Here is a 23,759-nt window from a genome sequence, read left to right on the forward strand (position 1 = left end):
GACAACCCCGTCAACCTCGACCCCCGCATGGCCAAGCTCGCCGGCGGTGTCCACCGTCTCGACGGCCAGCTCATGGTCGTCCTCGACGTCGATCGTGTCCTCGAGCTCGCGCCCGAGATGATGGCGGCCTGATACGGCGGCATCGCCGCCGACGTACTCGCAATTGGAAGTTCCCCCGCAAAGGGGATCAGAAGCAGAGGTTCACATGAGAACGTGTCTCGTCGTTGATGATTCCAGCGTCATCCGCAAGGTTGCGCGCCGGATCCTGGAAGGCCTCGACTTCCAGATTCTCGAAGCCGAGGACGGTGAGAAGGCGCTCGAGGCCTGCAAGCGCGGGTTGCCCGACGCCGTGCTGCTCGACTGGAACATGCCGGTGATGGATGGCTACGAATTCCTCGGCCATCTGCGCCGCATGCCCGGCGGCGACCAGCCCAAGGTGGTGTTCTGCACCACCGAGAACGACGTCGCCCATATTGCGCGCGCGCTGCACGCCGGTGCCAACGAGTACATCATGAAGCCGTTCGACAAGGACATCGTGACGGCGAAGTTCCAGGAAGTCGGCTTGATCTGAGCGAACACCGGAGGCTGAACGGCTCCTTCGGCGTTTTCAACTAAACCGTTTCAGTCTGAGTTGGTGAGTAATGAGTATTGCGTTCGCAGGTAATTCGGCCACGGGCTCGTCGCGCGAAGCGGGACCGCTGCGAGTGATGATCGTCGACGACTCCGTCGTCATTCGCGGTCTGATCTCGCGCTGGATCGGTGCCGAGCACGATATGGAGGTCGCTGCCTCGCTGCGCACCGGGCTCGAGGCGGTCAACCAGATCGAACGCATCAGCCCCGACGTTGCCGTGCTCGACATCGAAATGCCCGAGCTCGACGGCATCTCGGCGCTGCCGCAGCTCTTGGCGAAGAAGCGCGATCTCGTCATCATCATGGCCTCGACGCTGACCCGCCGCAACGCGGAGATCAGCTTCAAGGCGCTGTCGCTCGGCGCGGCCGACTACATTCCGAAACCGGAATCGACACGCGAGACGTCCGCCGCGGACATCTTCCATCACGATCTGATCCAGAAGATCCGTCATCTCGGCGCGCGGTTGCGCAGGAAGCCTGCGGTTTCAAGCCCGCCGCTGGCGCCGGCGAGCCCGGCTCCGGCCGCGCGCGGACCGATTGCGCGGCCTGCCTCGCCAGCACCGGCTCCGGCCGCGCATGCCCTGTCGCCAGGCCCGGTCACCACGCGTCCGTTCTCGACCCAGGCGCCGAAGGTGCTGCTGATCGGCTCTTCGACCGGTGGTCCGCAGGCGCTGATGGCGCTGGTCACCGAGCTCGGCCCGGTGATCGACCGCGTTCCGGTGCTGATCACCCAGCACATGCCGCCGACCTTCACCACAATTCTCGCCGAGCATCTCGCGCGTTCGAGCCGCCGGCCGGCAGCCGAGGCGGTCGATGGCGAGCCGGTGAAGCCGGGGCGTATCTATCTCGCGCCCGGCGGCAAGCACATGCGCGTGGTGCGCAGCGGCGCGGACGTGGCGATCGCGCTCGACGACGGCCCCGCGGTCAATTTCTGCAAGCCCGCGGTTGACCCGCTCTTCACCTCCGCCATCGACATCTGGCACGGCAACATCCTCTCCGTGATCCTGACGGGCATGGGCTCGGACGGCATGCGCGGCGGCAAGGACATCGTCGCTGCCGGTGGCAGCGTGATCGCGCAGGATGAAGCCTCCAGCGTGGTATGGGGCATGCCCGGTGCGGCTGCCCATGCCGGCATCTGCGCGGCGATCCTGCCGCTCAACCAGATCGGCGCCAAGGTCAACCGCCTGTTCGCGGGAGATCGCTCGTGACGCCTGCGGACTACGAGTATCTGCGCAAGTTCCTGAAAGAGCGCTCCGGTCTCGATCTCTCGCCCGACAAGCAGTATCTGGTCGAGAGCCGGCTGCTGCCGCTGGCCCGCAAGGCAAGCCTATCAGGTATCCCCGATCTCGTGCTCAAGATCAGGAACGGCGATGGCCGGCTTGCGACCGACGTGGTCGAGGCCATGACCACCAACGAGACCTTCTTCTTTCGCGACAAGATCCCGTTCGATCATCTCCGCGACAGCATCATGCCCGGCCTGATCCAGGCGCGTGCCGCGCGCAAATCGTTGCGCATCTGGTCGGCGGCTTCGTCGACGGGGCAGGAGCCCTATTCGATCGCGATGTGCCTGAAGGAGATGGGCACCGCGCTCGCGGGCTGGCGCATCGAGATCGTCGCCACCGATCTGTCGCAGGAGGTGCTGGAGAAATCCAAGGCCGGCGTCTACAGCCAGTTCGAGGTGCAGCGCGGCCTGCCGATCCAGCTCCTGATGAAATACTTCACCCAGTCCAACGAGGTCTGGCAGCTCAATGCCGATATTCGCGCGATGGTGCAGTTCCGCCAGCTCAATCTGTTGCAGGACTTCTCCCATCTCGGCACGTTCGACGTGATCTTCTGCCGCAACGTGCTGATCTATTTCGACCAGGACACCAAAGCCGTGATCTTCGAGCGCATGGCGAAGGGCCTGGAAGCGGACGGCACGCTGTTGCTCGGCGCCGCCGAATCCGTCGTCGGCATCACCGACGCATTCCGTCCGATCTCCGACCGCCGCGGTCTCTACCAGCTCAATCCGGCGCGCTCCGGCCGGGCGATGGGGGGACTGATGCCGCAACCGCTGAAGGTCGCCGCGGCAAGGTGATCTACAAGATCGCATGCGGCAAAAACCGCGAGCCGTTGCCCGTGATCGGGCTCCCGTCTTCGCGGATCGAAAGCCCGCATGGCTCGTGGTTCACCAGCCAGCTTCCCACCACGGGATAGACGCCTGAAAAGTTCGGGAGCGGCGAGAGCGCCTGGCGAATAAATCCTTCCGCGCCATACGGGCCTGCGTGTTCGTCAAGCGAAACACCGGCCGACACCAGCGTGACATTGGCGCCTTCGCGCGACAGTAGGGGCTTGCGGACGTAGGAGCTGCCGAGCTCGGCTGCACGTGGATCGTCCTCGAAGAAGGCCGGCAGCAGATTGGGATGGTTCGGAAACATCTCCCAGAGCAGCGGCAGGATGCCCTTGTTGGAGAGCACCGCCTTCCATGGTGGCTCGATCCAGCGCGTCGGAGCGCCGGCAAGCTTTGCACCGAAAGCGTCGTGGAACATCCATTCCCAGGGGTAGAGCTTGAAGACCAGCTCGATGTCGCGGTCGTCGAGATCGACGAAGCCGCCGGCCTCATCGCGCCAGCCAATTTCTTCGATGTCGAGCAGCGTGGTCGAGAGGCCTGCCTGGCGCGCGGTGTCTTCGAGATAAGCGAGCGTGCCCGCGTCCTCTTCGTTGCCAGTCGTGCCTGTGAGATGCAGATGCCCGCCCGCGCCGATCGCTTTCCACGCCTCGATCAGCCGCTCGTGAATGGAGTTGAACTGGTCGGCGCGGGCGGGAACGATGCGCCGCTCGATCGCCTGCTCGAGCCAGGTCCATTGAAACACCGCAGCCTCGAAGATCGAGGTCGGCGTGTCCGCATTGTATTCGAGCAGCTTTGCCGGGCCGTCGCCGTCGAATTTCAGGTCGAGCCGGCCGTAGAGGCTGCGGTCGTCTCGCTCCCAGCTTTCCGCGATCAGGTCCCAGAACGCTTCCGGAATTTTGAGCCGCCGCAAATGGCGCTCGTCGCCGGTCACGTGACCAGCGAGCTCCAGGCACATGGCATCGATCTCGCCGGTCGGCGTTTCGATCGAGCGCTCGATCTCGTCGAGCGTGAAGGCATAATAGGCGCGCTCGTCCCAATAACGCTCGCCGTCGATGGTGTGGAAGGCGAAGCCGCATTGCTCGGCGGTCTGTTGCCAGTCGTCGCGCTCGGGACAAATGATGCGTTGCATGTGTCAGCCGCCGCCCGAGAAGCCATGCGCAAACGAGCCGAAGCCGCCGCGCGTGACGCCACCGGAGCCGGAATCGGACGACGTCCCTGACGAGGAATGGCTCGAGGAGTCGCTGCTGTAGAAACCCGACCGCGAGGACCAGTGCGAGGTGCCGCCTGACGAGCTGCTGCAGTTCGTCGTCTGCGTCGGCGCCGCCGCCCCGGGGACTGTCGCCCCGGCAACTGCCGCCCCGGGAGGAGAGGGGTCGCAGCTTCGGTGCGGTATCAGCGTGTAGGCCGTGGTGCCGGCCGCGATCGTCCCCATCACCAGCAGCGCGACATGGCCCGAGCGTTTCACCGGCTCGCGCGGGGCCGGCGGCGCGGGTGCGGGCCTGCGCTTGCCGAAATCCTTGGTCGGAGGCTTCGCTGCCATATCAGTAGATCATGCAGGCGGCGTTCAGGAGGCCCGCGGCGAGCGAGGACAGGCCGAGCCAGATCGCGGGCGCCAGCTCGCCGGCGGCGATCCGTCCCGACAGGTTCGGCACCGGGATTTTCACGATGTAAAACACGGCAACTTGCACGATCAGCGCGATTGCAGCCCAGATCAGGCAGTCCAGCACGTTGGCCGAATGCGCGATCGCGCTGAACAGCGGCGCCACGAAGCCGAGCAGGCTGAGGCCGAGCGCAATCGCAGCCGCCGGATCGTTGTCGCGGATCAGCTGAAACTCGTTGTGCGGCGTGATCCGCGTGTAAACGAAGAGATATGCCACTATCGCGATTAGCCCGGTGCAAAAATAGACCAGGAAGGCGGGCAGGCCGGCGAGCGATTGCAGGATCATGGGGAGGTCCAACGTTGGCGCCGTGAATTCTGGCACGATCGCTTAGTCGCCGCATCGGTCGAACAGGTTCGATCCCCAGAAACAAGCCGGCCCTGTGGTACGCCCCGGCACTGCACAAAATATCGGGCCGCATGAGACATGCTTCACAAATGCGTCTCGAGGTTGCATGTGATAGTCTCGCGCATTGTTTTCACGGTCGTCCTGATTGCGATCGGCCACGCACATTCGAGGGCTTCTTCGTTCAGATCAAAATCTTGTTGAGTGAGGCGCAAAATGCCTGTTGCCGAATACGAAGATTTCGAGCTCGAGATCGGCTCCGATCTGCCCGTGGGTGGCGGCCCTCAGCAATATTACGGTCGCGTCGTCAGGTCGCCGGCGGGTGAGGCGCCGAAGGCACAGGTGAAGTTCTGGTTCTCTGCGCCCGGCGAATTGGCCAAGTTGCGCGGCGAGCTGGAAAACGCCGTGCTGGAAATCGACGACAAAAATCGGCAGGGCCCGACGACGCGTGGCGAACAGGTGCTGCGGGATTTCGGGCGCGGCGTGTTCCGCAGCGTCTTCACCGACGTGCCCTCGATCCAGCGGATCTACGAGCGCAGCAAGGGCGCAGCCCAGGATCTGAGGATCAAGCTGCGGATCGAGGCGGCCGATCTTGCCGGACTGCCGTGGGAATATCTCTACGACGAAGACGACATGCCCGGTTTCGTCAGCTTGACGCGGCCCATCGTGCGCTATCTCGAAACCGCCGGCAGCGTGGGCCGGATGGGCGTCAAAGGGCCACTGCGCATTCTCGGCATGATCGCCGACCCCTCGACCAGCGAATGGCCGAAGCTCAACGTCGTCAAGGAGCGCGACCGCATCAACAAGGGCATCGATTCCCTCCAGCACGAAGGCAAGGTCGATTTCCAGTGGGTCCCGGGCGGGAGCGGAAGAGACCTGATGAAGAAGCTGTTGGAGGGCGAATGGCACATCTTCCATTTCATCGGGCATGGCGGGGTCGAGGAAACCTCGCCCGGGGCCGGCGCGAGCGGCTTCGTCGTCATGGTCGACGAGGACGGTAGGCCGGTGAAGAAGTTCGCCTCCGATCTTGCGATGATGCTGACGGGGGCAAAACGGAGCATGCGCCTGATCATGCTCAATTGCTGCGAGAGCGCCCGGATCAATGTCGGCGATCGCTTCGGCAATCCTGCGATCGGGTTGATGAAGACGGGATGGCTGCCCGCCGTGGTGGCGATGCAGTTTCCGATCACCGACAGTGCCGCGATTTCGATGTCGGAGGGGTTTTACGCGGCACTTGCCGGCAATCGTTCGATCGACGATGCGGTGACACTTGCGCGCAAATTCATCCAGGAGAAGTCCCGCGTCGAATGGGGAATCCCGGTCCTCTATATGCGCTCGTCCGACGGCCGAATCTTTGACGTCGAAGCGCCGCAGCCGCTGCCGACCCCGGCCGAGGCCGCGCGCCTCTCGAAGGACATGCTGCGGCAGCGGCGCGACGAATTCATGGAAGCACTCGCCGCCGGTCCCGCCACGATCGAGGCGCTGGAGGAGCTGACCCGGCGCGGGCAGGAGCTGCACGGCCTGCTCGCGGATGACGGCGAACTTTCGGTTCGGCTCGCAAAAGTCTATTTCGATCTCGGCACGCTTCAACACAAGCAGAAGCAGATTCCGAAAGCCGCCGCGAGCTTCGCCTACATGCTGAAGCTTGATCCGGCGAAGCCCGAATATTTCGTGCGCCGCGCCAATTTCAACGTGACCGTCGGTCTTTACGAAAATGCGCTCAACGACATCACCGAAGCGATCAAGCTCAAGCCGAAGAACCCGGAATTCTACTGGATCAGGGGCATCGTCAGCATGACGGCCGCCGGCATCGACGACAAGCGTGGCTATCTCGAGGAGGCCATCAAGGCCTTCGGCACGGCAATCGCGACCAACGAGAACGAGCCGAAATATCTGGTGTCCCGGGCCAACGCCTATGCCCAGATCAAGGACGTCGCGAAGGCCCAGAACGATATGGACAGCGCGATTGCGCTGGCTCCGGACAATATCGATCTCCTGGTCCAGAAGGCCAAGATGATCGCCCAGGCTGCGTGACTCTCACGCGACCGCCGGATGCCGCGGTGTCCGGCGCGCCTTTCAACAACGAACCCTAGCAATAGGAGTTCATCGTGCCGCTTGCTGATGTCGTAGACCCCCTGAATGCGATCCTCGAGTCCTTCGGCGGACCGCTTCTGGTCGTGCTGTTCTACTGGTTCAGGTTTCACACGATGAAGGGGACCCGCTCGTTCACGACGCGGCCGCTGTTCTTGTTCGGCCTCGCCGTCTTCATCACGCCGTTCCTGGTGATCTACGCTTTTCTTCCCGATAAGCTGTCGCCGCTCGCCGCGGTCTGGCTTCTGATGTTCGCCTGGCTCATTCCGGTCGCGCCGAAGGCGTGGCGGAAATTCTGCCAGGAGCTGGCCGGCATTCCCGTCAGGGCGTTCGCGCTGCGCGACGCGCTGGCCGCGTCGCCGTTCCAGGTCGCCCCGGACGATATGCAGAGCCTCCAGCGCAAGCTCTCCAGGGTCGGCTATCAGGTCGATGATTTCCGCGCCACGCAATCGACCGCGATCCAGTCGCGCTTCCTCAAGATCTCGGCGCTGATGCTCCATCTCGAGCGCTGGGCCGCCGAGCATGATGCCTTCATGGAGCGCAATTCCGATCTCTATGCCGAGCTGCTCGCGGTCTACGACTCTCTGTGCTTCCGCACCGTCCGCGTGCTCAAGAGCAGCGCCGAGATCTACGGTGCGATCATGGAGGACAGCCAGGTCGAGCCGGACGACTGGCAGGCGCTCGATCAGCTCTCGACCCGCCATAGTGCGGTCAGCCAGCTTCAGCTGGCCGCCCAGACCGCGGCGGGATGCATGCTGGAGGATCTGCGCAAGGACATGGATTCCCTGCTCAACAATCTCCTGCTGTTCGCGGCGCGCGCCGCGCTCGCCGGCGAATGGACCTTTGCCCGCAGCAGAAAAAGGTTAGGGGCAATCGGCTTCGTGCTGGAGCCGGCCCCACCCGGTATCGTCAAGGTCGTGGCGGTCGTGGCGGCCTTCGCCTTCGTCTGGTGCCTGGCGTGGCTGCTCGGGTCCGGCAAGGTCGTCCACATGCCTGGAGACCAATATGTCGGCATGATGCGGACGCTGCTGATGACGCCGCTGTACCTGATCGTGAACTTCTGGCTGGTTTATTATTTCAAGCGGCAATACGCGTTTGCGAACGAGACCATCTTCGGCCGGCTGCCGGTCGGATTCATTCTCACCATCGGTCTCTGGAGTGCCCTGATCCTTTTCCCGATTCAGGCCGCCTTCGACTTCTACCAGTTTCCGCAAAAGCCCTATCTCGACGTGGTCCTGCACGAACTGCCGCTTTTGACCTTTCCTTGGGGGATCGCGGCGATGGCGGCGCTGCTGGTGCAGGATTCGACCTGGGGCAGGCGGTCGCGCAAGACACGGCGGATGCGCGACGGCCTCGTCTTCGGTGGCGGCATGACGGTGCTGCTGTGGGTCCTGCTGGCCATCCACCAGGTCAGCCCGATGCCGGTCATGGAGGTCGTCGACAACGTCTCCGGCTGGGCGTTCTTCTGGTCCTTCGTGCTCCCGACCTTCGCGTTCGGATTCATCATCGGCTACGCGTTGATTGCCTGGCTGCGCGAGGCGGCCGCACGCGTCCCGGTCAGGAGCGCGCCTCTCGCCACCGCCTCGCTGGTGAGCGCCTGACGAAGCCCCAAAAACAAAAACCCCGCCATTCGCGGCGGGGTCCAGGCTGGGAGGAGCAAGCCCCGAATGGCTCGCGACGTAAACTGATCAGGCCGGAATGCGCTCTTCGACCTCGTGCGGCTCGCGCAGCACGTAGCCGCGGCCCCACACGGTCTCGATGAAGTTGCGTCCCTCGGAAGCGTTGGCGAGCTTCTTGCGGAGCTTGCAGATGAAGACGTCGATGATCTTCAGCTCGGGCTCGTCCATGCCGCCATAGAGGTGGTTGAGGAACATTTCCTTGGTGAGGGTCGTGCCCTTGCGGAGCGAGAGCAGCTCCAGCATCTGGTATTCCTTGCCGGTCAGGTGCACGCGCTGGCCACCGACTTCGACCGTCTTGGTGTCGAGATTGACGACGAGGTCGCCGGTCTGGATGACCGACTGGGCGTGACCCTTGGAGCGGCGCACGATCGCGTGGATGCGGGCAACCAGCTCGTCCTTGTGGAACGGTTTGGTCATGTAGTCGTCGGCGCCGACGCCGAGACCCTTGACCTTGTCCTCGATGCCGGCGAGGCCGGAGAGGATCAGGATCGGCGTCTTGATCTTGGAGACCCGAAGCTGCTTGAGCACGTCGTAGCCGGACATGTCGGGCAGGTTGAGGTCGAGAAGGATAATGTCGTAATCGTATAATTTTCCGAGATCGACGCCTTCTTCCCCCAAATCGGTCGTGTAGACATTGAAGCTCTCAGACTTCAGCATCAGCTCGATCGACTGCGCGACGGCGCTGTCATCTTCAATCAGCAAAACGCGCATGCCAGTTCCCCATAGTCGCCGCTCCTGGGCGTCAGGTCGGCCGCATTCGCGGCACTCAACTAAACGCCTTTGAACAACTGATTCGGATCCTGACGACAGATGGTTAACAAATCCTGATTCTGGAACGCAAGTCCCCTTGGTGCAATTTTTCTCGAATCGCCCTAAGGTCTTGCGTAGGAAGCAGCTTTTGTTACTCCGCTCCGTTCAAGCTCCACTTTAAGAGACGGGCCTAACCGACTCCCGCGACTCAGCCTTCTTCTGAAGGGGAGTCGCGCTCAGTCACAAAGACAGTGACGCAATGATTAACGATGCGGGTAAACACGAGGTTAAGCGCCGTTCAGAAATATGGCGAAACTTAAGGGTTTCGCCATGAAGGCCCCCATCATGAAGGCGCGTCCCCTATGAAGGCTGCTCCATGAAGGCTGCTCTATGAAAGCTCTTGCCGAGCAGATCGGCGATATCGACGGCGTCAATATCTATGGCCGTGTGGTCGGCGTGCGCGGCCTCATGGTCGAGGTCGCCGGCCCGATCCACGCGATGTCGGTCGGTGCGCGGCTCGTGATCGAGACCGGAGCCAACCGTTCCATTCCCTGCGAGGTGATCGGCTTCTCCGGCAACAACGCGGTCGTGATGCCGTTCGCCGGCCTCGACGGCGTGCGTCGCGGCTGCAAGGCCGTGATCGCCAATGCCGCCAATCAGGTGCGACCGTCGTCGGCCTGGCTCGGCCGCGTCGTCAATGCGCTGGGCGAACCGATCGACGGCAAGGGACCATTGCCGCAAGGCGCTTCCCCGGTGCCGTATCGCAATTCGCCGCCGCCGGCGCATTCGCGCAAGCGCGTCGGCGCGCCGCTCGATCTCGGCGTGCGCGCGATGAACACCTTCCTCACCTGCTGCCGCGGCCAGCGCATGGGCATCTTCGCGGGCTCCGGCGTCGGCAAATCCGTGCTGCTCTCGATGCTCGCGCGCAACGTCGATGCCGCGGTCAGCGTCATCGGGCTGATCGGCGAACGCGGCCGCGAGGTGCAGGAGTTCTTGCAGGACGACCTCGGCGAGGAGGGCCTGGCGCGCTCCGTCGTGGTGGTCGCGACCTCGGACGAGCCGGCCCTGATGCGGCGGCAGGCCGCGTATCTGACGCTCGCGGTCGCCGAATATTTTCGCGACGAGGGCCAGGACGTTCTCTGCCTGATGGACTCGGTGACGCGTTTCGCCATGGCCCAGCGCGAGATCGGGCTGTCCGCCGGCGAGCCGCCGACCGCCAAGGGCTACACGCCGACCGTCTTCACCGAGCTGCCGAAGCTTCTTGAGCGCGCCGGACCGGGGCTCGGCGAGGGCGCGATCACCGCGATCTTCACGGTGCTGGTCGACGGCGACGATCACAACGAGCCGATCGCCGACGCCGTCCGCGGCATCCTCGACGGCCACATCGTGATGCAGCGCTCGATCGCGGAGCGCGGCCGCTATCCCGCCATCAACATCCTCAGGTCGGTCTCCCGCACCATGCCGAAATCGGCCGATCCGCAGTTCTGGCCGACCATCCAGAAGGCGCGGGCGGTGATGGCCACCTATGCCGACATGGAGGAGCTGATCCGGCTCGGCGCCTACCGGGCCGGCTCCAGCCCCGAGGTCGACGAGGCGATCCGCCTGCACGAGCCGCTGGAGGCTTTCCTGCGCCAGGGCAAGGACGAAAATGCCTCGCTGGCCGATGGCTACCGCGAGTTGGCGCAAATCCTCGGCAATTTGGAAACGGAACGCTAACTTTGTCCCGTCATCATCCGACCTCACAGAGTAGCAGAGCCGGTCTTGGCCCAATCGGGCCTGTGGGGAGACTGGTGTCGTCCCACGTGCAGCCAAGGGACTTCTGGGGAGTACGAGTCGATGAAGTCACGTGATACCCTCATTCGCCTGAAGAAGTTTCAGGTCGACGAGAAGCGCCGCCGGGTCGCCCAGATCGAGTCCATGATCGCCGACTTCCAGCGGATGTCGACCGATCTGGATCGCGAGATCCAGACCGAGCAGGACCGCGCCGGGATCAACGATCCCGCGCATTTCGCCTATCCGACCTATGCCAAGGCCGCCATCCAGCGCCGCGAGAACCTGACCCGCTCGGCCGACGAGCTGAAGGGCCAGCTCGAGGAGGCCAAGGCCGCGCTCGGCGAGGCTTTCGAGGAGCTGAAGAAGGTCGAGCTCCTGGACGAGCGCGACCAGGCCCGCGAGCGGGCCGAAGAAAACGCCCGCGAGCAGGCCGATCTCGACAGCATCGGCCTGATGCGCTCCCGCATCGGCGCCGTTGCCTGAAGGCGCCGCCAGCGGTCAAGATCGCCAGAGAATTTGCGAGCCCGGACCCGCAAGGTCCGGGTTTTTGCGTGTGCTGTCCACAGCGTGGCGCGCCGGCTCTTGGTGACCGGCTTGGCCGCGCGCTATGGTAGCGGAGTGCCGGGGTCCGCGCGGATGCGGCGGGGCCTTGAGCGTTGGGGGGCTGAATGCTGACGCCAGCAGAGCTGGTCGGGCTGATCGAGGCGGTGGCGAAGCGCGACCAGGCCGCGTTCGAGCGCCTCTACGGCGCCACGCGCGCGAAACTCTATGGCGTCGTGCTCCGTATCTTGCGCCGGCAGGATCTCGCAGAGGAGGTCATTCAGGAGACCTACGTCAAGATATGGAACAGCGCCGGTCGGTTCAATCCGACGCTGTCATCGCCGATCACGTGGATGGCGTCGATCGCGCGCAACCGCGCCATCGATATCGTGCGCAAGAAGACGGAGGCCTCCATCGAGGAGGAGCCGCAGGCGATGGACGTCGCTGCCGACAGTCCCGATCCCCTGGCGCGCCGGGAGATGTCCGAGGAGTTGAAGCGGCTGCTGGAATGTATTGGCCGCCTCGAGCCGGACCGTCAGCGGCTCGTGCTTCTCGCCTATTACAACGGCTGGAGCCGCGAGCAATTGGCGGAGAAATTCGCCGCGCCCGTCAACACGGTGAAGACGTGGCTCCGGCGCAGCATGTTGGATATCCGGGAGTGCCTCGGACTTTAGTGGATGATGAGAGTGCCTATGCTGACGCAGCGTTCTTGTTTCACCTCTCCCTTCGGGAGAGCTGAAGGAAAGTGATGGCCTATAGCGAGGACCATATCGTGCTCGCCGCGGAATATGCGCTCGGCACACTCGATGCCGACGAGCGCGCGCAGGTCGCGACCATGATGGCGGTGGACCAGGAGTTCGCCGCCTTGGTGCAGTCGTGGGAATTCCGGCTCGGCGTCCTCAACCAGATGGTCGGCACGATCGAGCCGCGGCCGATCGTGTGGGAGAACATCCGGCGCGAGATCGCGCGGACGCTATCGTCGCAGGATTCGCCCCAGGCACCGCCGGTGCTCCCGGAGGCGCCGCCGCCACCGCCGGAGTTCTATTCACCGGAGCCTTCATCGCCCGAATCTTCGACGACAGAGCCTTCAGCGACAGAGTCTTCAACGTCAGGTCCGCCGACGCCGGAGCCTCCGTCGCCGGACGTGCCGTCGCCGGAATCCAATTCCGATGCCGTTCCGATTTTCCCGCCGCAGTTCGTGCCGCAGACCCATGCGCCCGATCCGAGCGTCGCACCGGTGACGCAGGCGCCGGTCGTCGACGGCAGCAACGTGATCCATCTCGAGGGCCGCGTGAAGCGCTGGCGCACGATCGCCTCCGCCGTGGGTGCGCTTGCGGCCGCATTGCTGGTGACGCTATCGCTTCAGATCTTCCTGCCCGATGCGCTGCCGGGCGCGCTGCGGCCCGCACCGCGTATCCAGACGGTCGAGCTCAAGACACCGGCCGCGCCGCTATCTTCGCCCGCGCAATATGTCGCGCTGTTGCAGGGCCAGAGCGGCGGCCCCGCCTTCATCCTCACCATTGACGGGGCGACCAAGAACTTCACGGTGCGCAAGGTCGGCGCGACGCCGGAGCCGGGCAAGAGTTTTGAGCTCTGGCTGATCTCCGACAGGTTGCCGCGCCCGCGTTCGCTGGGCGTGATCGGCAGCGGCGACTTCACGGCGCGCCCGGTGCTCGCCGGCTACGATGCCGATGTCGTCAATGGCGCAACCTATGCCGTCACGGTCGAGCAGTCGGGCGGCTCGCCCAACGGCCAGCCGACCGCGGCGCCGGTGTTTTCCGGCAAGCTGATTGAGACCGTGCCGCCGTCCCAGCCGCAGTTGCCGGCGAAGAAGTAGTCGCCACAAGGGCGCATCATTGTCGCTGCGGTCCATTTCGCCGTCGTAATTCGACAAGTCTGGCTGAATCCGTCTGTGATTTGAACCTCAATGCATGTCCCGGCGTCAAATGCCCGGAATTTGCAGTCGGCACCGCCGATCATGGTGCCGGAAAGGGGCTAGAAATCAGATGGATGCAGCCAAGCCGCCGGGCGTCTTTATTCACCAATATGCCGGCCTGCCGCAGGGGCCGGCATTCGAGCACTGGCGCGACAGGGCCTTGGGGTCCTGTGGCCTCGAGATCGGACCGAGCCAGGGCGACAGCATCGATTGCCGGCTGCAGATCAGCGTGGTCGATAATATTGCGCTCGCCATTCCCGAGGGGGCCTCCGCACACTATTCGCGCACGCAGAGCGGTCTCGCCGACGGCAGCGACGATCTCGTGCTGATCGCCGCGCATGCCGGCCTCGTCAACGTCCGGCAGAACGGCCACACCGTCGAGCTCGCGCCGGCGCAGATGACGCTTGCCGATATGGGCATCACCGGCAGCGTCGGTCACACCGACGAGAACCGCTTCGCCACCATCCGCATGCCGCGCCGCGCGCTGCTCGACATCAATCCGCGCGCCGAGGAGAAGCTGTCGCAGGTGCTGTCGGATGGTGCGGTCGCCGAGACCATCTTCCGCTATCACGCGCTCGCTGCCCATCAGGCACCGCATCTCGACGCCGTCGGCCAGCGCCTGACCGCGCAGCACATGGTCGATCTCGTCGGCCTGCTGCTTGGCACCGATGCCGAGCACGCGGCGCTCGCGCGCGGTCGCGGCCATGCGGCGGCCCGTCTCGATCTCATGCGCGCCGATGTGATGGCTGCACTCGGCCGCAACGATCTCTGCCTGTCCGAGGTCGCCACCCGCTCGGGGCTCAGCCCGCGCCAGGCGCAGCGGCTGTTCGAGCAGGCCGGCACCACCTTCACCGAATTCGTGCTCGAGCAGCGCCTGCTGCTCGCGCGAAAATGGCTCGGCGATCCCCGCGCGCGGGCGCGCAAGATCAGCGACATCGCGCATTCCTCCGGCTTCGCCGACCTGTCCTATTTCAACCGCGCCTTTCGCAAGCGTTTTGGCGCGACGCCGTCGGAACTGCGCGAGGCCTGAGGCCCGATTTTGTGCAGCGGCGCGACGCGGCCGCAGTTGGTCGATCCGGACGAATGAGCTATATCTGTCTGCGCGGGGCAGATCGTCGGATTCCCTGGAACAGCGAAGTCAAAGCACATGGCGCGTATCGTCGTGCTCGGCGCCGGGTTTGCGGGTCTGTGGGCGGCCATCGGTGCCGCGCGCATGCGCGACGAGATTGGTGCCGCCGGCCGCGACATCGAGATCCGCGTTGTCGACCGCAATCCCTACCACAACATCCGCGTGCGCAATTACGAGGTCGACCTCAGCGAGGTCGCGCTGCCGCTTCCGCAACTGCTCGATCCGATCGGCGTCGCGCACGGTATCGGCGAGGTCACGGCCGTCGATCCGTCGCGGCGCCAGATCTCGCTGGTCACGAGCAGCGGCGAGGAGACGCTGAGCTACGATCGCCTCGTGCTTGCACTCGGCAGCGAAGTGATGCGTCCTGATATTACGGGCCTGGCGGAGCATGCGTTCGACGTCGATACTTATGCTTCGGCGCTTCGCCTCCAGGATCACCTGATCTCGCTCGGGCGTAGCCCGCCGTCGCCGGGACGATCGACAATTCTGGTGGTGGGCGCCGGCTTCACCGGCATCGAGGTTGCCGCCGAATTGCCTGACCGGCTGGTGCGCGCGGGCATCACCGGCAATCGCCGTATCATCCTGGTCGATCCCAATCCCGCGGTCGGTGCCACCATCGGCGCGCAGGCGCGTCCCGTCATCGAGACGGCGCTGTCGTCGCTCGATGTCGAAGTGCGGCTCGGGGTGCGCGTCGCGTCGATCGAAGCTGCTGGCGTTCGCTTGAGCTCGGGCGAGTTCATCGCAACGCAGACGGTGATCTGGTGCGCCGGCATGCGCGCGAGCCGGCTGACCGCAAGCTTTCCGGGCGCGCGCGACCGCCTCGGGCGCCTTCTGGTCGATCCCTTCATGCGGGTCGCGGATCTGCCCGGCGCCTTCGCCGCCGGCGACGTCGCCTCCAGCGTGGTCGATGGCTTGCATCCGACCGTGATGTCCTGCCAGTTCGCCCGCCCCATGGGCCGGTTCGCCGGTCACAATGTGGTGGCCGATCTTGCCGGCCAGCCGCTGCTGCCGCTGCGGATCGACTGGTACGTCACCGTGCTCGATCTCGGCGACTGGGGCGCGCTCTACACGGAAGGCTGGGACCGCGAGGTGCGGACGACCGGCCAGGCTGCGAAGGCAACCAAGCAGACCATCAACCGCAAGCGCATCTATCCCCCACTCACCGGCAGCAAGGAAGATCTATTCGCCGCCGCCGCGCCGACGGTGCAGGCGCCGCCGCCGACCTATGGGACGCCGCGTCGTTGAGCTGGGCCGTGCATCCATCAGCCAAGCGAAATGATGAATGCGACGAAAGCAATGTCCGCTTTGTCACCAAAGCGAATGGCTGCAGCGGAGCTATTGCCATTGTTCGTCCGCTCCGGGTCTCTGAGCCGACTTGGGCGCGTTCCCGATGTCCCCAAATGACCCGAAACCGACTTTGCGCTGGCGGTCTCGGCAGCTATGATGTCAGCCGATAAAGATGGCATCTGACACAGCAACGAGGGTCTGTCGTCGATGAGGTTGATTTGTGCGGTTCTTTTGCTTGCCTTGACGCAGTCCGCAGATGCGCAGCAGCAACTCTCGACGATCACTTTGGCTTGCAACGGAACAAGTAAGTTGGTGGCTACATCCGGAGCAGAGTTGAAATTGGACCCCGTCGCCAATCTCCGCATCATTGTGAGCGCGGGCAGTCAAACAGTGTCGTTCCTTGATAACGTCGTACCGATCACGAAGACCACCCCTTTGCTTGTCGGGTTCAGCAGCCAGTACGCGAATGGGAGGCCGACCATCTCTGGCCGGATTGATCGGCTTACCAAGAGTGTCGAAATCGATTGGATGTACGAGAACGTCGGCGATAACGCCCATTGGGAGCTTACGTGTCGTCCCGTCGTTCCCTTTTCTGAAGGCCCCAATTTTGATCGCCCACGGGCCCACGGCTGACGTTAGCTTCTCGGCTTATGCCGGATAAAGGCACATCAGGCGGCTAGCATCGGTAGCAAAGAAAACGAAGCCACGCTCGGCGATAAACGCCCGATGGATGCCATTCGCTAAGTCGGTTGTTGGCCCATAGCTGATCTTACCCTGCCTCCTGCCGACTGTCGGCTTCCAATCCAATTCCAGATCTCTCAACGAACTCAGAGCTGCTTATCGCCACCAATCCGGCGGGCCATGTAGAGGTGAGTTTCGTAGTCCATTTCGAATTCTCCCCCGTGACGATCGATCGCCTTGGAAATGTCATTGATCAGCTCGTCGCGGATCGTTGGCGTGAGCATCCGAATATCCGAGCGCGTCCCCTGGAAATTGGCATAGCTTGAAGTCGTGTGCTGCCACTTCCACGGATAGCAGCGGTGCTCCACCGGTCCAAACAATCCCGACTCGTCAAACCAGCCTTTGAATGGACCGCTGGGCAGGTACCAGGCTTCCGGCGGGGGCCCCCAGCGGCCCGTATGACGCAGGTATATTTCCTTGAACCTTTCGAGCAACGGGATGGGCCATCCGGTCGGAACATGCCCGAAGACGGCCAATGATCCGTCCGATGAAAGCAACTTCGCGGCCTTCACGAACCGCAAGTCCGGCGAAACCCAGTGCCACGACTGCGCAGCGATGATGAGTCGGAACGCCCCTTTGTCTTGTGGCCACGCCTCGAGTGTCGTCTCGACCAGCTCGACGTTACCAAAACCGGCCAAGCTCTCACGCGCAGCGCGGATCATTTCGGGGCCAGGATCGATTGCAACGATCCGAAAATCTCGCTTCGCGAAGCTCCTCGTTGCCTGCCCCGTGCCGCAGCCAACTTCGAGAACGGGATCGCCCGGCCTCAAGTTGCCGTACGAAACCACGTCATCCACGAGAGCTTCGGGGTAGTCGGGGCGTGAGGCCCTATATGCCTCCGCAATCTGATCGAATGTAAAGCGCTGCTCCACGGAGGTCCCCGCTTCATCAGGTTGTGGAGCTAGCCAAGTAAAGCCATTCGTTGTCAAGACATCTTGAGCCCATCTACAAGCCCTTGCGTTGCCCGTCGGGCAAAACACCCAAACCGTCGGTCAATCCGCGCGGCCAAAAATATTCCACTTTACCGAAATTCGGAAATCGCGTATGTATCGCGCAACCCGGCCCAAGGAAGAGGGGCGTATCGCGATCGTCACGAACGCGGGCCGGATGGCGGTGGACGTGAGTCACATCGGCGCGAAGGGCAATCGCAGGGCGGGCAACCGTGAGCGAAGACCTCGCGCACACGACCGGTGTGATCTGCGTACGGCAAAATCGTGTGGTCCTGGCGCCCGGAGCCTGTGCGCCAAGTCTTGCGGTGATGGGTGTGGCCCAACCGGGCCCTCACATCAGTCATCCGTGAGGCGACGGGGGCAATAGCGCATCGCTCCCCGGGGAGAGCACGACATAAGCCGTCAAACCACTGCGCAGGGAAGGCCGGGATGTCCTGGCTTCACCTGTATGCCGCTGTGCAGATTTTCTGATTGTAACTTCGCACAGTGGACCGCGGGTGCCAGCCGGCTCCCGGCCTTCCCTGCGCCCTCTTTCAATTGAGGGCAAGGCGACGAAGCAAAGCTCGGGCGATATGAGCCGCGAGAGGGCGAAGGTGTGTCTGCGATGGATGTGCGAGTTGAAAGGACGATGTCCGCGCCTCACACTCCGTCATTGCGAGCGCAGCGAAGCAATCCAGACTGCCGCCGCGGAGGGATTCTGGATTGCTTCGCTCCGCTCGCAATGACGAGGTTGATGCAGCTGTGCGCGAACACCGCGCTCTCGTGCCCCGGACGCAGTGCAGCGCCCACTTCAGCGGTGCGCTGCAGAGCCGGGGGCCATGCAGCAGCGTGAGCGCGGCCTGGGTCCCGGCTCTGCGCAGCAACGCTAAGAGGCGTTGCGGCGCGTCCGGGACAAGAGAGGAGCGAGTGGCGCGCGCGTGCGCTCACAATGACGAGGTACCCCCAGACATGAGAAAGCGCCCGAGGGGGGCGGGCGCTTTCTGTAGTCGACTTGGGGTTGGGGTCGTCTACATATCCACGTGGCGACTTTGGGGGGCTGGTAAAGAGCCGCGTGAATTCCTGAAACTCAAATCTCCTTAGCGAACGACCGATGCGTTCGAGCTGGTGATCGCAACCGGCTTGCCGGCCTTGATGACGCGGGCGGTCTGGGTCAATCCGTCGTCCGAACCGGTGCGTGCAGTGATGCCGAACCCTGCCACCGCGATCCCGGCGACGAGGGCCACGACCACGATCTTCAGATGTGTCGAGCGATCTGCGCTGTAAATCGAGTGGTTCATGGAAGGCTCCTGCCGCCATCTACCCGAAGTAGTCGCCACCCTTGTTAGGCAGGTTCATGCTTCCGGTGCCCAACAACCTAGTATTGGGCGGATTCGTTCCCAAGGGGCTATCACAAGAGCGTGATACGACGTGAACGATCGCGATCAAGGGCGGATCTTGATCGCCAGATTTCGCAATTATTTCAAAGATGTAATATGCCTGGAAGGCCCTTTTCCAGCAGTTGGTCGACAAGGTGCCAGAAACTCAAAAACCATTTGCCTGTGGCCGAAAAACACACGGCTTCTTAAGGCAAATCAGATGCTTCCGACCGTTTTCAGCCTCGCTCTCGGGTGGATTTCGGCCTGCGACAACACGGTCGTCTGGGCCCGGAACCGCTCGACCAGGGAGCGGACGAAAGGTCGAATTGCCGCGGAGGTCACCAGCACCGGCGCCTCGCCTTCGCGGGCGGCACGCTCGAAAGCCTCGCGCACGCCGGTCATGAACTCCGACAGCTTGGAGGGCTGCATCGCGAGGCTGCGTTCTTCGCCCTGGCCGACGATGGATTCGGCAAAAGCCTGCTCCCACCGTGCCGACAGCGCGATCAGCGGCAGATAGCCATTGTAGGACGTATTCTGCGCGCAAATCTGCCGCGCGAGGCGAGCGCGGACATGCTCGACCATGGTCGCGGGATTGCGCGAGAAGGCGAGCGAGTCGGCGATGCCTTCGAGGATGGTCGAGAGGTCGCGGATCGAGATGCGCTCGGCGAGCAGCAGCTGGAGCACGCGCTGGATACCGGAGACCGTGACCTGTCCGGGCACGATGTCCTTGACCAGCTCGCTCTGCTCCTTCGGCAGCTCCTTGAGCAGCTTCTGCACCTCGCCATAGGACAGCAGGTCCGACATGTTGGCCTTGAGCAGCTCGGTGAGATGGGTCGAGAGCACGGTCGCGGCGTCGACGACGGTGTAGCCCTTGAGCGAGGCCTCCTCCTTGAGGCTGGCGTCGACCCAGGTCGCGGGCAGGCCGAAGGTCGGCTCGGTGGTGTGGATGCCGGGCACCTGCACCTGGCTGCCGCCGGGGTCCATGACCATGAACTGGTTCGGCCAGATCTTGCCGGTGCCGGCGTCGACCTCCTTGATCTTGATGATGTAGGTGTTGGCTTCGAGCTGAACGTTGTCGAGGATTCGCACCGCGGGCATCACGAAACCCATCTCGATCGCGAGCGAGCGGCGCAGCGCCTTGATCTGCTCGGTGAGGCGGTCGGTGCCGTCGGGGCCGTTGACCAGCGGCAAGAGCGCATAGCCGAGCTCGATCTTGAGGTCGTCGATCTTGAGCGCCGCCGAGATCGGCTCCTCGGCCGCCGCGGTGCCGGGGGCACCGGGCGTCCCGGCCGCGGGTGCGGCCCTTGCGGCAGCCTCGGCGTTGGCGGTCGCACGGTTGCGGTTGCGCGCCGACCACGCCAGCGCACCGGCGCCGGCGCCGAGCAGGAAGAAGGGGATGGTCGGAATGCCCGGCAGCGCGGCCAGCACCAGCATGACCGCCGACGACATCGCCAGCGCCTGCGGATAGCCGGAGAACTGCTTCATCAGCGCCTTGTCGGCCGCTCCCGAGACGCCGGCCTTGGAGACGAGCAGGCCCGCCGCGGTCGAGACGATCAGCGCCGGGACCTGGGTGACGAGGCCGTCACCGACGGTCAGCAGCGTGTAGCTGCGGCCGGCGTCGGCAAAGGACAGGCCCTGCTGCGCCACGCCGATAATCATGCCGCCGACGACGTTGATGAAGACGATCAGGAGGCCGGCGATGGCGTCGCCGCGGACGAACTTCGAGGCGCCGTCCATGGCGCCGAAGAACCCGCTCTCATCCTCCAGCGCCTTGCGGCGCTCCTTGGCGACCTTCTCGTCGATCAGTCCGGCGGACAGGTCGGCGTCGATCGCCATCTGCTTGCCGGGCATGGCGTCGAGGTGGAAGCGGGCGGCGACTTCGGCGATACGGCCCGAACCCTTGGTGATGACGACGAAGTTGACGATGATCAGGATGGCGAAGACGATGATGCCGATGACGAAATTGCCGCCCATCACGAAGCTGCCGAAAGCTTCGATGACGTGACCGGCAGCATCCGTGCCCTCGTGCCCATGCGACAGGATCAGGCGGGTCGAGGCCATGTTGAGCGACAGCCGCAGCATGGTCGAGATCAGCAGGATGGTCGGGAAGGCGGAGAATTCCAGCGGCGCCTGGATGAACAGCGAGGTCATCAGGATCAGGATCGACAGCGTGATCGAGATCGCCAGGAACAGGTCGAGAACGATCGCCGGCAGCGGCAGGATCAGCACCACAAGGATGGTGAGGACGCCGAGCGCGAGCGCGATGTCGCCGCGCTTGAGGATGGTGACGATCTCGGAAAGGGAGGGGATGCCGGGCTTGGCGTTACCTACGCCCTGTCCCGCGGTGACGTCGACCATGGTAGCTGCTCCCCCGCGCGACTGCCGTCCGCGCGCCCCAAACGTCTGCGCGGCGGCCGATGGGCCGCCGTTCCGAAAGTGAGGCACCGCACTGGCGTCCACGGGAGCTCCCGTTCTACGCGGCTGACGACACTCGACTCCACTGGGCAATTCTTGCCGGGTGTATGGTTAGCAAAGGGTTAACGGAGCGTGCGGCAGGAGTGCGGGGTGGGGGTGTTTCGGGACTATCAGGTCATCATTCCGGGTCCGCCAAGAGGCGCGCCCCGGAATGACCATGAAGGAGATCGCCCTACTTCGCCTTCTCCATCTTCGTCACCGTGTAACCCGACGCGGCCTCCTCGGCTTCGAATGACACCTTGTCGCCGACCTTGACCTGCTTGAGCATGGCGGGATCCCTAACGCGGTAGACCATGGTCATGGGCTCGTCCATGCCGAGGCCTTTGGCGGGGCCGTGCTTGAGCGTGATCTTGCCGGCGGTTTCGTCGATCTTCTTGACCTCACCGTTGATGGAAGCGGCCTGCGCCAGCGCGCTCGCGGTCAGGCCCAGCGTCAGTGCGAATGCTGCGGTGGCGCGGATGATCGGCTTCATGGCTCTCTCCATTGTCCTCATTTCACGGTGACGTGGCCGACCATGCCGTAGTCGCGATGGTCGGGGATCAGGCAGGAAAATTCGAAGGTGCCGGCTTTGGTGAACTTCCAGACGATCTCGGCCGTCTTGTTCGGCGCAAGCCGCACCCCGTTCGGGTCGTCATGCTCCATGTGCGGGTGCTTCTTCATCACCTCGGCATGTGCGAGGTTCTCCTTGGTGGTGGCGAGCAGGAATTCGTGGTCCTCCCTGCCGACATTACGCAGTACGAAACGGATCTGCTCGCCGCGCTTGACTGTGATGCTCGACGGCTCGTAGGACATTTCGCTCAACGCGATCTCGATGGTGCGCGCCGGCTTCCCGGGATCGCCGGGCTCGCCGGCCGAGAAGCCGTGATGGTCGTGACCCTCGTGCGCGAACGCGGGTGCGGTCGACAGCGCGAGCAGCGTCAAGGCGAGTTTGATCGTCTTCTTCATTGTGGTCTCCAGTTGGTGGTTCATCGAAACGCTCACATCTTCATCTTGTGCGCCGGCATGGCTGGCTGCCGCGCCGGCTCCGCCGCCGGCGAGGCGACCTCGTAGGCGACGGTGCCTTGCGGGAATTGATAGGGGCCGGGATCGCGATAATCGTCGCGCGCGAGGTCCTCGCGGATCTTCATCACCGTAAACATGCCGCCCATCTCGATCGGGCCGAACTGGCCGGTGCCGCTCATCATCGGCAGCGTGTTGTCAGGCGCCGGCATCTCCATGTTGCCCATCGCCATGCCGGACTGGCCCATCACCATGGCGTCGGGCGCAAGCTTGCCGACGGCCCTGGCGAGATCCTTGCGCGACACGCCGATCATGTTGCGCATGTCGTGTCCCATCGCATTCATGGTGTGGTGCGACTTGTGGCAGTGAAACGCCCAGTCGCCGGGATTGTCGGCAAGGACGTCGAATACGCGCACCGCACCGACCGGCACGTCGGTCGTCGTCTCCGGATATTGCGCGCTCTCGGGAATCCAGCCGCCGTCGGTGCAGGTCACGGCAAAGCTGTGGCCATGCAGATGGATCGGGTGATTGGTCATGCTGAGATTGCCGATGCGCACGCGCACCTTGTCGCCGAGCCTGACCGGCAGCGGATCGATGCCCGGAAACACCCGCGCATTCCAGGTCCACATGTTGAAATCAGTCATCTCGTTGACCCGCGGCAGATATGTGCCGGGATCGACGCGATAGGTGCTCATCACGAAAACGAAGTCGCGGTCGACGGGGCGGAAGTTTGGGTCGCGCGGGTGCACGACAACCATGCCCATCATGCCCATCGCCATCTGCACCATCTCGTCGGAGTGCGGGTGGTACATGAAGGTCCCGCTCTTCTTCATCTCGAACTCGTAGACGAAGGTCTTTCCCGGCTCGATATGCGGCTGGGTCAGTCCGCCGACGCCGTCCATGCCGCTCGGGATGATCATGCCGTGCCAATGCACGGTGGTGTATTCGGGAAGGCGGTTGGTGACGAAGATGCGGACCTTGTCGCCCTCGACTGCCTCGATGGTCGGCCCCGGCGACTGGCCGTTGTAGCCCCACAGATTGACCTTCATGCCCTCGGCGAATTCGCGCACCACGGGCTCGGCGACGAGATGGAATTCCTTCCAGTCGCCGTTGATGCGGAACGGCAGTGTCCAGCCGTTGAGCGTGACGACGGGGCGATAGTCGGGACCGCCAATGGGATGCAACGGCGGCTGCATCACCGCCTTGTCCATATGGGCTGCTTCCGGAATCGATGCGGCTTGGACGCGGCCGCTGACGGCTGATGCGCCCACGAGCGCGGCGGTGCCCAAAAATCCTCGGCGGGAAAACATG

21 protein-coding genes and 1 pseudogene are annotated in these 23,759 nt (G+C 63.9%); 12 read left to right on the forward strand and 10 right to left on the reverse strand.

The genetic code is table 11. The annotated features are described in order from the left end of the window. The 4 genes and pseudogenes from ABIC09_RS30395 to ABIC09_RS30410 form a co-directional block, all read left to right on the forward strand. Window positions 1-132 (forward strand): annotated as a pseudogene (locus tag ABIC09_RS30395) (chemotaxis protein CheW); the annotation flags it as partial. A 73-nt stretch (window positions 133-205) separates the two neighbouring features. After that, entirely contained in the window at window positions 206-571 is a 366-nt protein-coding gene (locus tag ABIC09_RS30400) for a response regulator (RefSeq protein ID WP_007600538.1), read from the forward strand. A 70-nt stretch (window positions 572-641) separates the two neighbouring features. Beyond that, window positions 642-1,838 carry a protein-glutamate methylesterase/protein-glutamine glutaminase gene (locus tag ABIC09_RS30405; protein WP_354111569.1) on the forward strand — a complete coding sequence of 399 codons (1,197 nt, stop codon included), beginning with the start codon at window positions 642-644 and terminating at the stop codon, window positions 1,836-1,838. Continuing rightward, window positions 1,835-2,707, forward strand: coding sequence for a CheR family methyltransferase (locus ABIC09_RS30410; RefSeq protein ID WP_354034850.1), 873 nt, complete (start codon window positions 1,835-1,837; stop codon window positions 2,705-2,707). The genes ABIC09_RS30405 and ABIC09_RS30410 overlap by 4 nt, the downstream gene beginning before the upstream one ends. A gap of 1 nt (window position 2,708) precedes the next feature. Here the strand turns inward: ABIC09_RS30410 and ABIC09_RS30415 are convergent, their stop codons facing one another. The 3 genes from ABIC09_RS30415 to ABIC09_RS30425 are packed head-to-tail and all read right to left on the reverse strand — an operon-like array spanning window position 2,709 to window position 4,686. Next, window positions 2,709-3,869 carry a glutathionylspermidine synthase family protein gene (locus ABIC09_RS30415; RefSeq protein ID WP_354111570.1) on the reverse strand — a complete coding sequence of 387 codons (1,161 nt, stop codon included), beginning with the start codon at window positions 3,867-3,869 and terminating at the stop codon, window positions 2,709-2,711. A 3-nt stretch (window positions 3,870-3,872) separates the two neighbouring features. Next, on the reverse strand, window positions 3,873-4,280 hold the full coding sequence (locus tag ABIC09_RS30420; protein ID WP_354111571.1) for a hypothetical protein: 408 nt from the start codon (window positions 4,278-4,280) through the stop codon (window positions 3,873-3,875). A 1-nt stretch (window position 4,281) separates the two neighbouring features. Next, on the reverse strand, window positions 4,282-4,686 hold the full coding sequence (locus ABIC09_RS30425; protein WP_128968112.1) for a DUF350 domain-containing protein: 405 nt from the start codon (window positions 4,684-4,686) through the stop codon (window positions 4,282-4,284). Window positions 4,687-4,959: 273 nt separating this feature from the next. Here ABIC09_RS30425 and ABIC09_RS30430 point away from each other — a divergent pair, with 273 nt between their 5' ends. Beyond that, window positions 4,960-6,777, forward strand: a complete 1,818-nt coding sequence (locus ABIC09_RS30430) for a CHAT domain-containing tetratricopeptide repeat protein (protein WP_354111572.1) — start codon at window positions 4,960-4,962, stop codon at window positions 6,775-6,777. 74 nt (window positions 6,778-6,851) lie between these two features. After that, complete coding sequence (locus ABIC09_RS30435) at window positions 6,852-8,435, forward strand: hypothetical protein (protein ID WP_354111573.1); 1,584 nt, start codon at window positions 6,852-6,854, stop codon at window positions 8,433-8,435. Window positions 8,436-8,522: 87 nt separating this feature from the next. Here ABIC09_RS30435 and ctrA read toward each other — a convergent pair whose 3' ends face one another. Further along, window positions 8,523-9,224 (reverse strand): response regulator transcription factor CtrA, encoded by a 702-nt coding sequence (ctrA, locus tag ABIC09_RS30440; protein WP_007600544.1) that lies wholly within the window; start codon window positions 9,222-9,224, stop codon window positions 8,523-8,525. 429 nt (window positions 9,225-9,653) lie between these two features. Between ctrA and fliI the strand changes: the two genes are divergently transcribed. The 6 genes from fliI to ABIC09_RS30470 all read left to right on the forward strand — a co-directional run bounded on the left by fliI (window position 9,654) and on the right by ABIC09_RS30470 (window position 15,886). Continuing rightward, window positions 9,654-10,979 (forward strand): flagellar protein export ATPase FliI, encoded by a 1,326-nt coding sequence (gene fliI, locus ABIC09_RS30445; protein ID WP_354111574.1) that lies wholly within the window; start codon window positions 9,654-9,656, stop codon window positions 10,977-10,979. A gap of 120 nt (window positions 10,980-11,099) precedes the next feature. Next, window positions 11,100-11,519, forward strand: coding sequence for a flagellar export protein FliJ (gene fliJ / locus ABIC09_RS30450; protein WP_128953708.1), 420 nt, complete (start codon window positions 11,100-11,102; stop codon window positions 11,517-11,519). Between the two features lie 185 nt (window positions 11,520-11,704). Continuing rightward, window positions 11,705-12,250 (forward strand): sigma-70 family RNA polymerase sigma factor, encoded by a 546-nt coding sequence (locus ABIC09_RS30455; RefSeq protein ID WP_148753284.1) that lies wholly within the window; start codon window positions 11,705-11,707, stop codon window positions 12,248-12,250. A gap of 74 nt (window positions 12,251-12,324) precedes the next feature. After that, window positions 12,325-13,413, forward strand: coding sequence for an anti-sigma factor (locus ABIC09_RS30460; protein WP_354111575.1), 1,089 nt, complete (start codon window positions 12,325-12,327; stop codon window positions 13,411-13,413). 169 nt (window positions 13,414-13,582) lie between these two features. Next, a complete protein-coding gene (locus tag ABIC09_RS30465) occupies window positions 13,583-14,542 on the forward strand; it encodes a helix-turn-helix transcriptional regulator (protein ID WP_148753286.1) in 960 nt (319 codons plus the stop codon). A 117-nt stretch (window positions 14,543-14,659) separates the two neighbouring features. Further along, the gene (locus tag ABIC09_RS30470; protein ID WP_354111576.1) at window positions 14,660-15,886 is read left to right on the forward strand and encodes an NAD(P)/FAD-dependent oxidoreductase; all 1,227 of its coding nucleotides are present in this window, start codon (window positions 14,660-14,662) and stop codon (window positions 15,884-15,886) included. Between the two features lie 869 nt (window positions 15,887-16,755). Here ABIC09_RS30470 and ABIC09_RS30475 read toward each other — a convergent pair. From ABIC09_RS30475 to ABIC09_RS30500, 6 genes are all read right to left on the reverse strand, one after another. Further along, entirely contained in the window at window positions 16,756-17,466 is a 711-nt protein-coding gene (locus tag ABIC09_RS30475) for a class I SAM-dependent methyltransferase (RefSeq protein ID WP_354111577.1), read from the reverse strand. A gap of 1,229 nt (window positions 17,467-18,695) precedes the next feature. After that, window positions 18,696-18,896 carry a hypothetical protein gene (locus tag ABIC09_RS30480; protein ID WP_148753290.1) on the reverse strand — a complete coding sequence of 67 codons (201 nt, stop codon included), beginning with the start codon at window positions 18,894-18,896 and terminating at the stop codon, window positions 18,696-18,698. Between the two features lie 294 nt (window positions 18,897-19,190). Continuing rightward, the gene (flhA, locus tag ABIC09_RS30485; protein ID WP_187435077.1) at window positions 19,191-21,332 is read right to left on the reverse strand and encodes a flagellar biosynthesis protein FlhA; all 2,142 of its coding nucleotides are present in this window, start codon (window positions 21,330-21,332) and stop codon (window positions 19,191-19,193) included. A 289-nt stretch (window positions 21,333-21,621) separates the two neighbouring features. Then, window positions 21,622-21,921: a copper-binding protein gene (locus ABIC09_RS30490; RefSeq protein ID WP_354085040.1), complete on the reverse strand. Its 300-nt coding sequence runs from the start codon at window positions 21,919-21,921 to the stop codon at window positions 21,622-21,624. A 17-nt stretch (window positions 21,922-21,938) separates the two neighbouring features. Then, the gene (locus tag ABIC09_RS30495; protein WP_354111578.1) at window positions 21,939-22,394 is read right to left on the reverse strand and encodes a cupredoxin domain-containing protein; all 456 of its coding nucleotides are present in this window, start codon (window positions 22,392-22,394) and stop codon (window positions 21,939-21,941) included. Window positions 22,395-22,426: 32 nt separating this feature from the next. Next, window positions 22,427-23,758: a copper oxidase gene (locus ABIC09_RS30500; RefSeq protein WP_354085038.1), complete on the reverse strand. Its 1,332-nt coding sequence runs from the start codon at window positions 23,756-23,758 to the stop codon at window positions 22,427-22,429. Window position 23,759: the final 1 nt, after the last annotated feature.

Source organism: Bradyrhizobium sp. S3.12.5 (assembly GCF_040548225.1).
Classification (GTDB): Bacteria; Pseudomonadota; Alphaproteobacteria; order Rhizobiales; family Xanthobacteraceae; genus Bradyrhizobium; species Bradyrhizobium cytisi.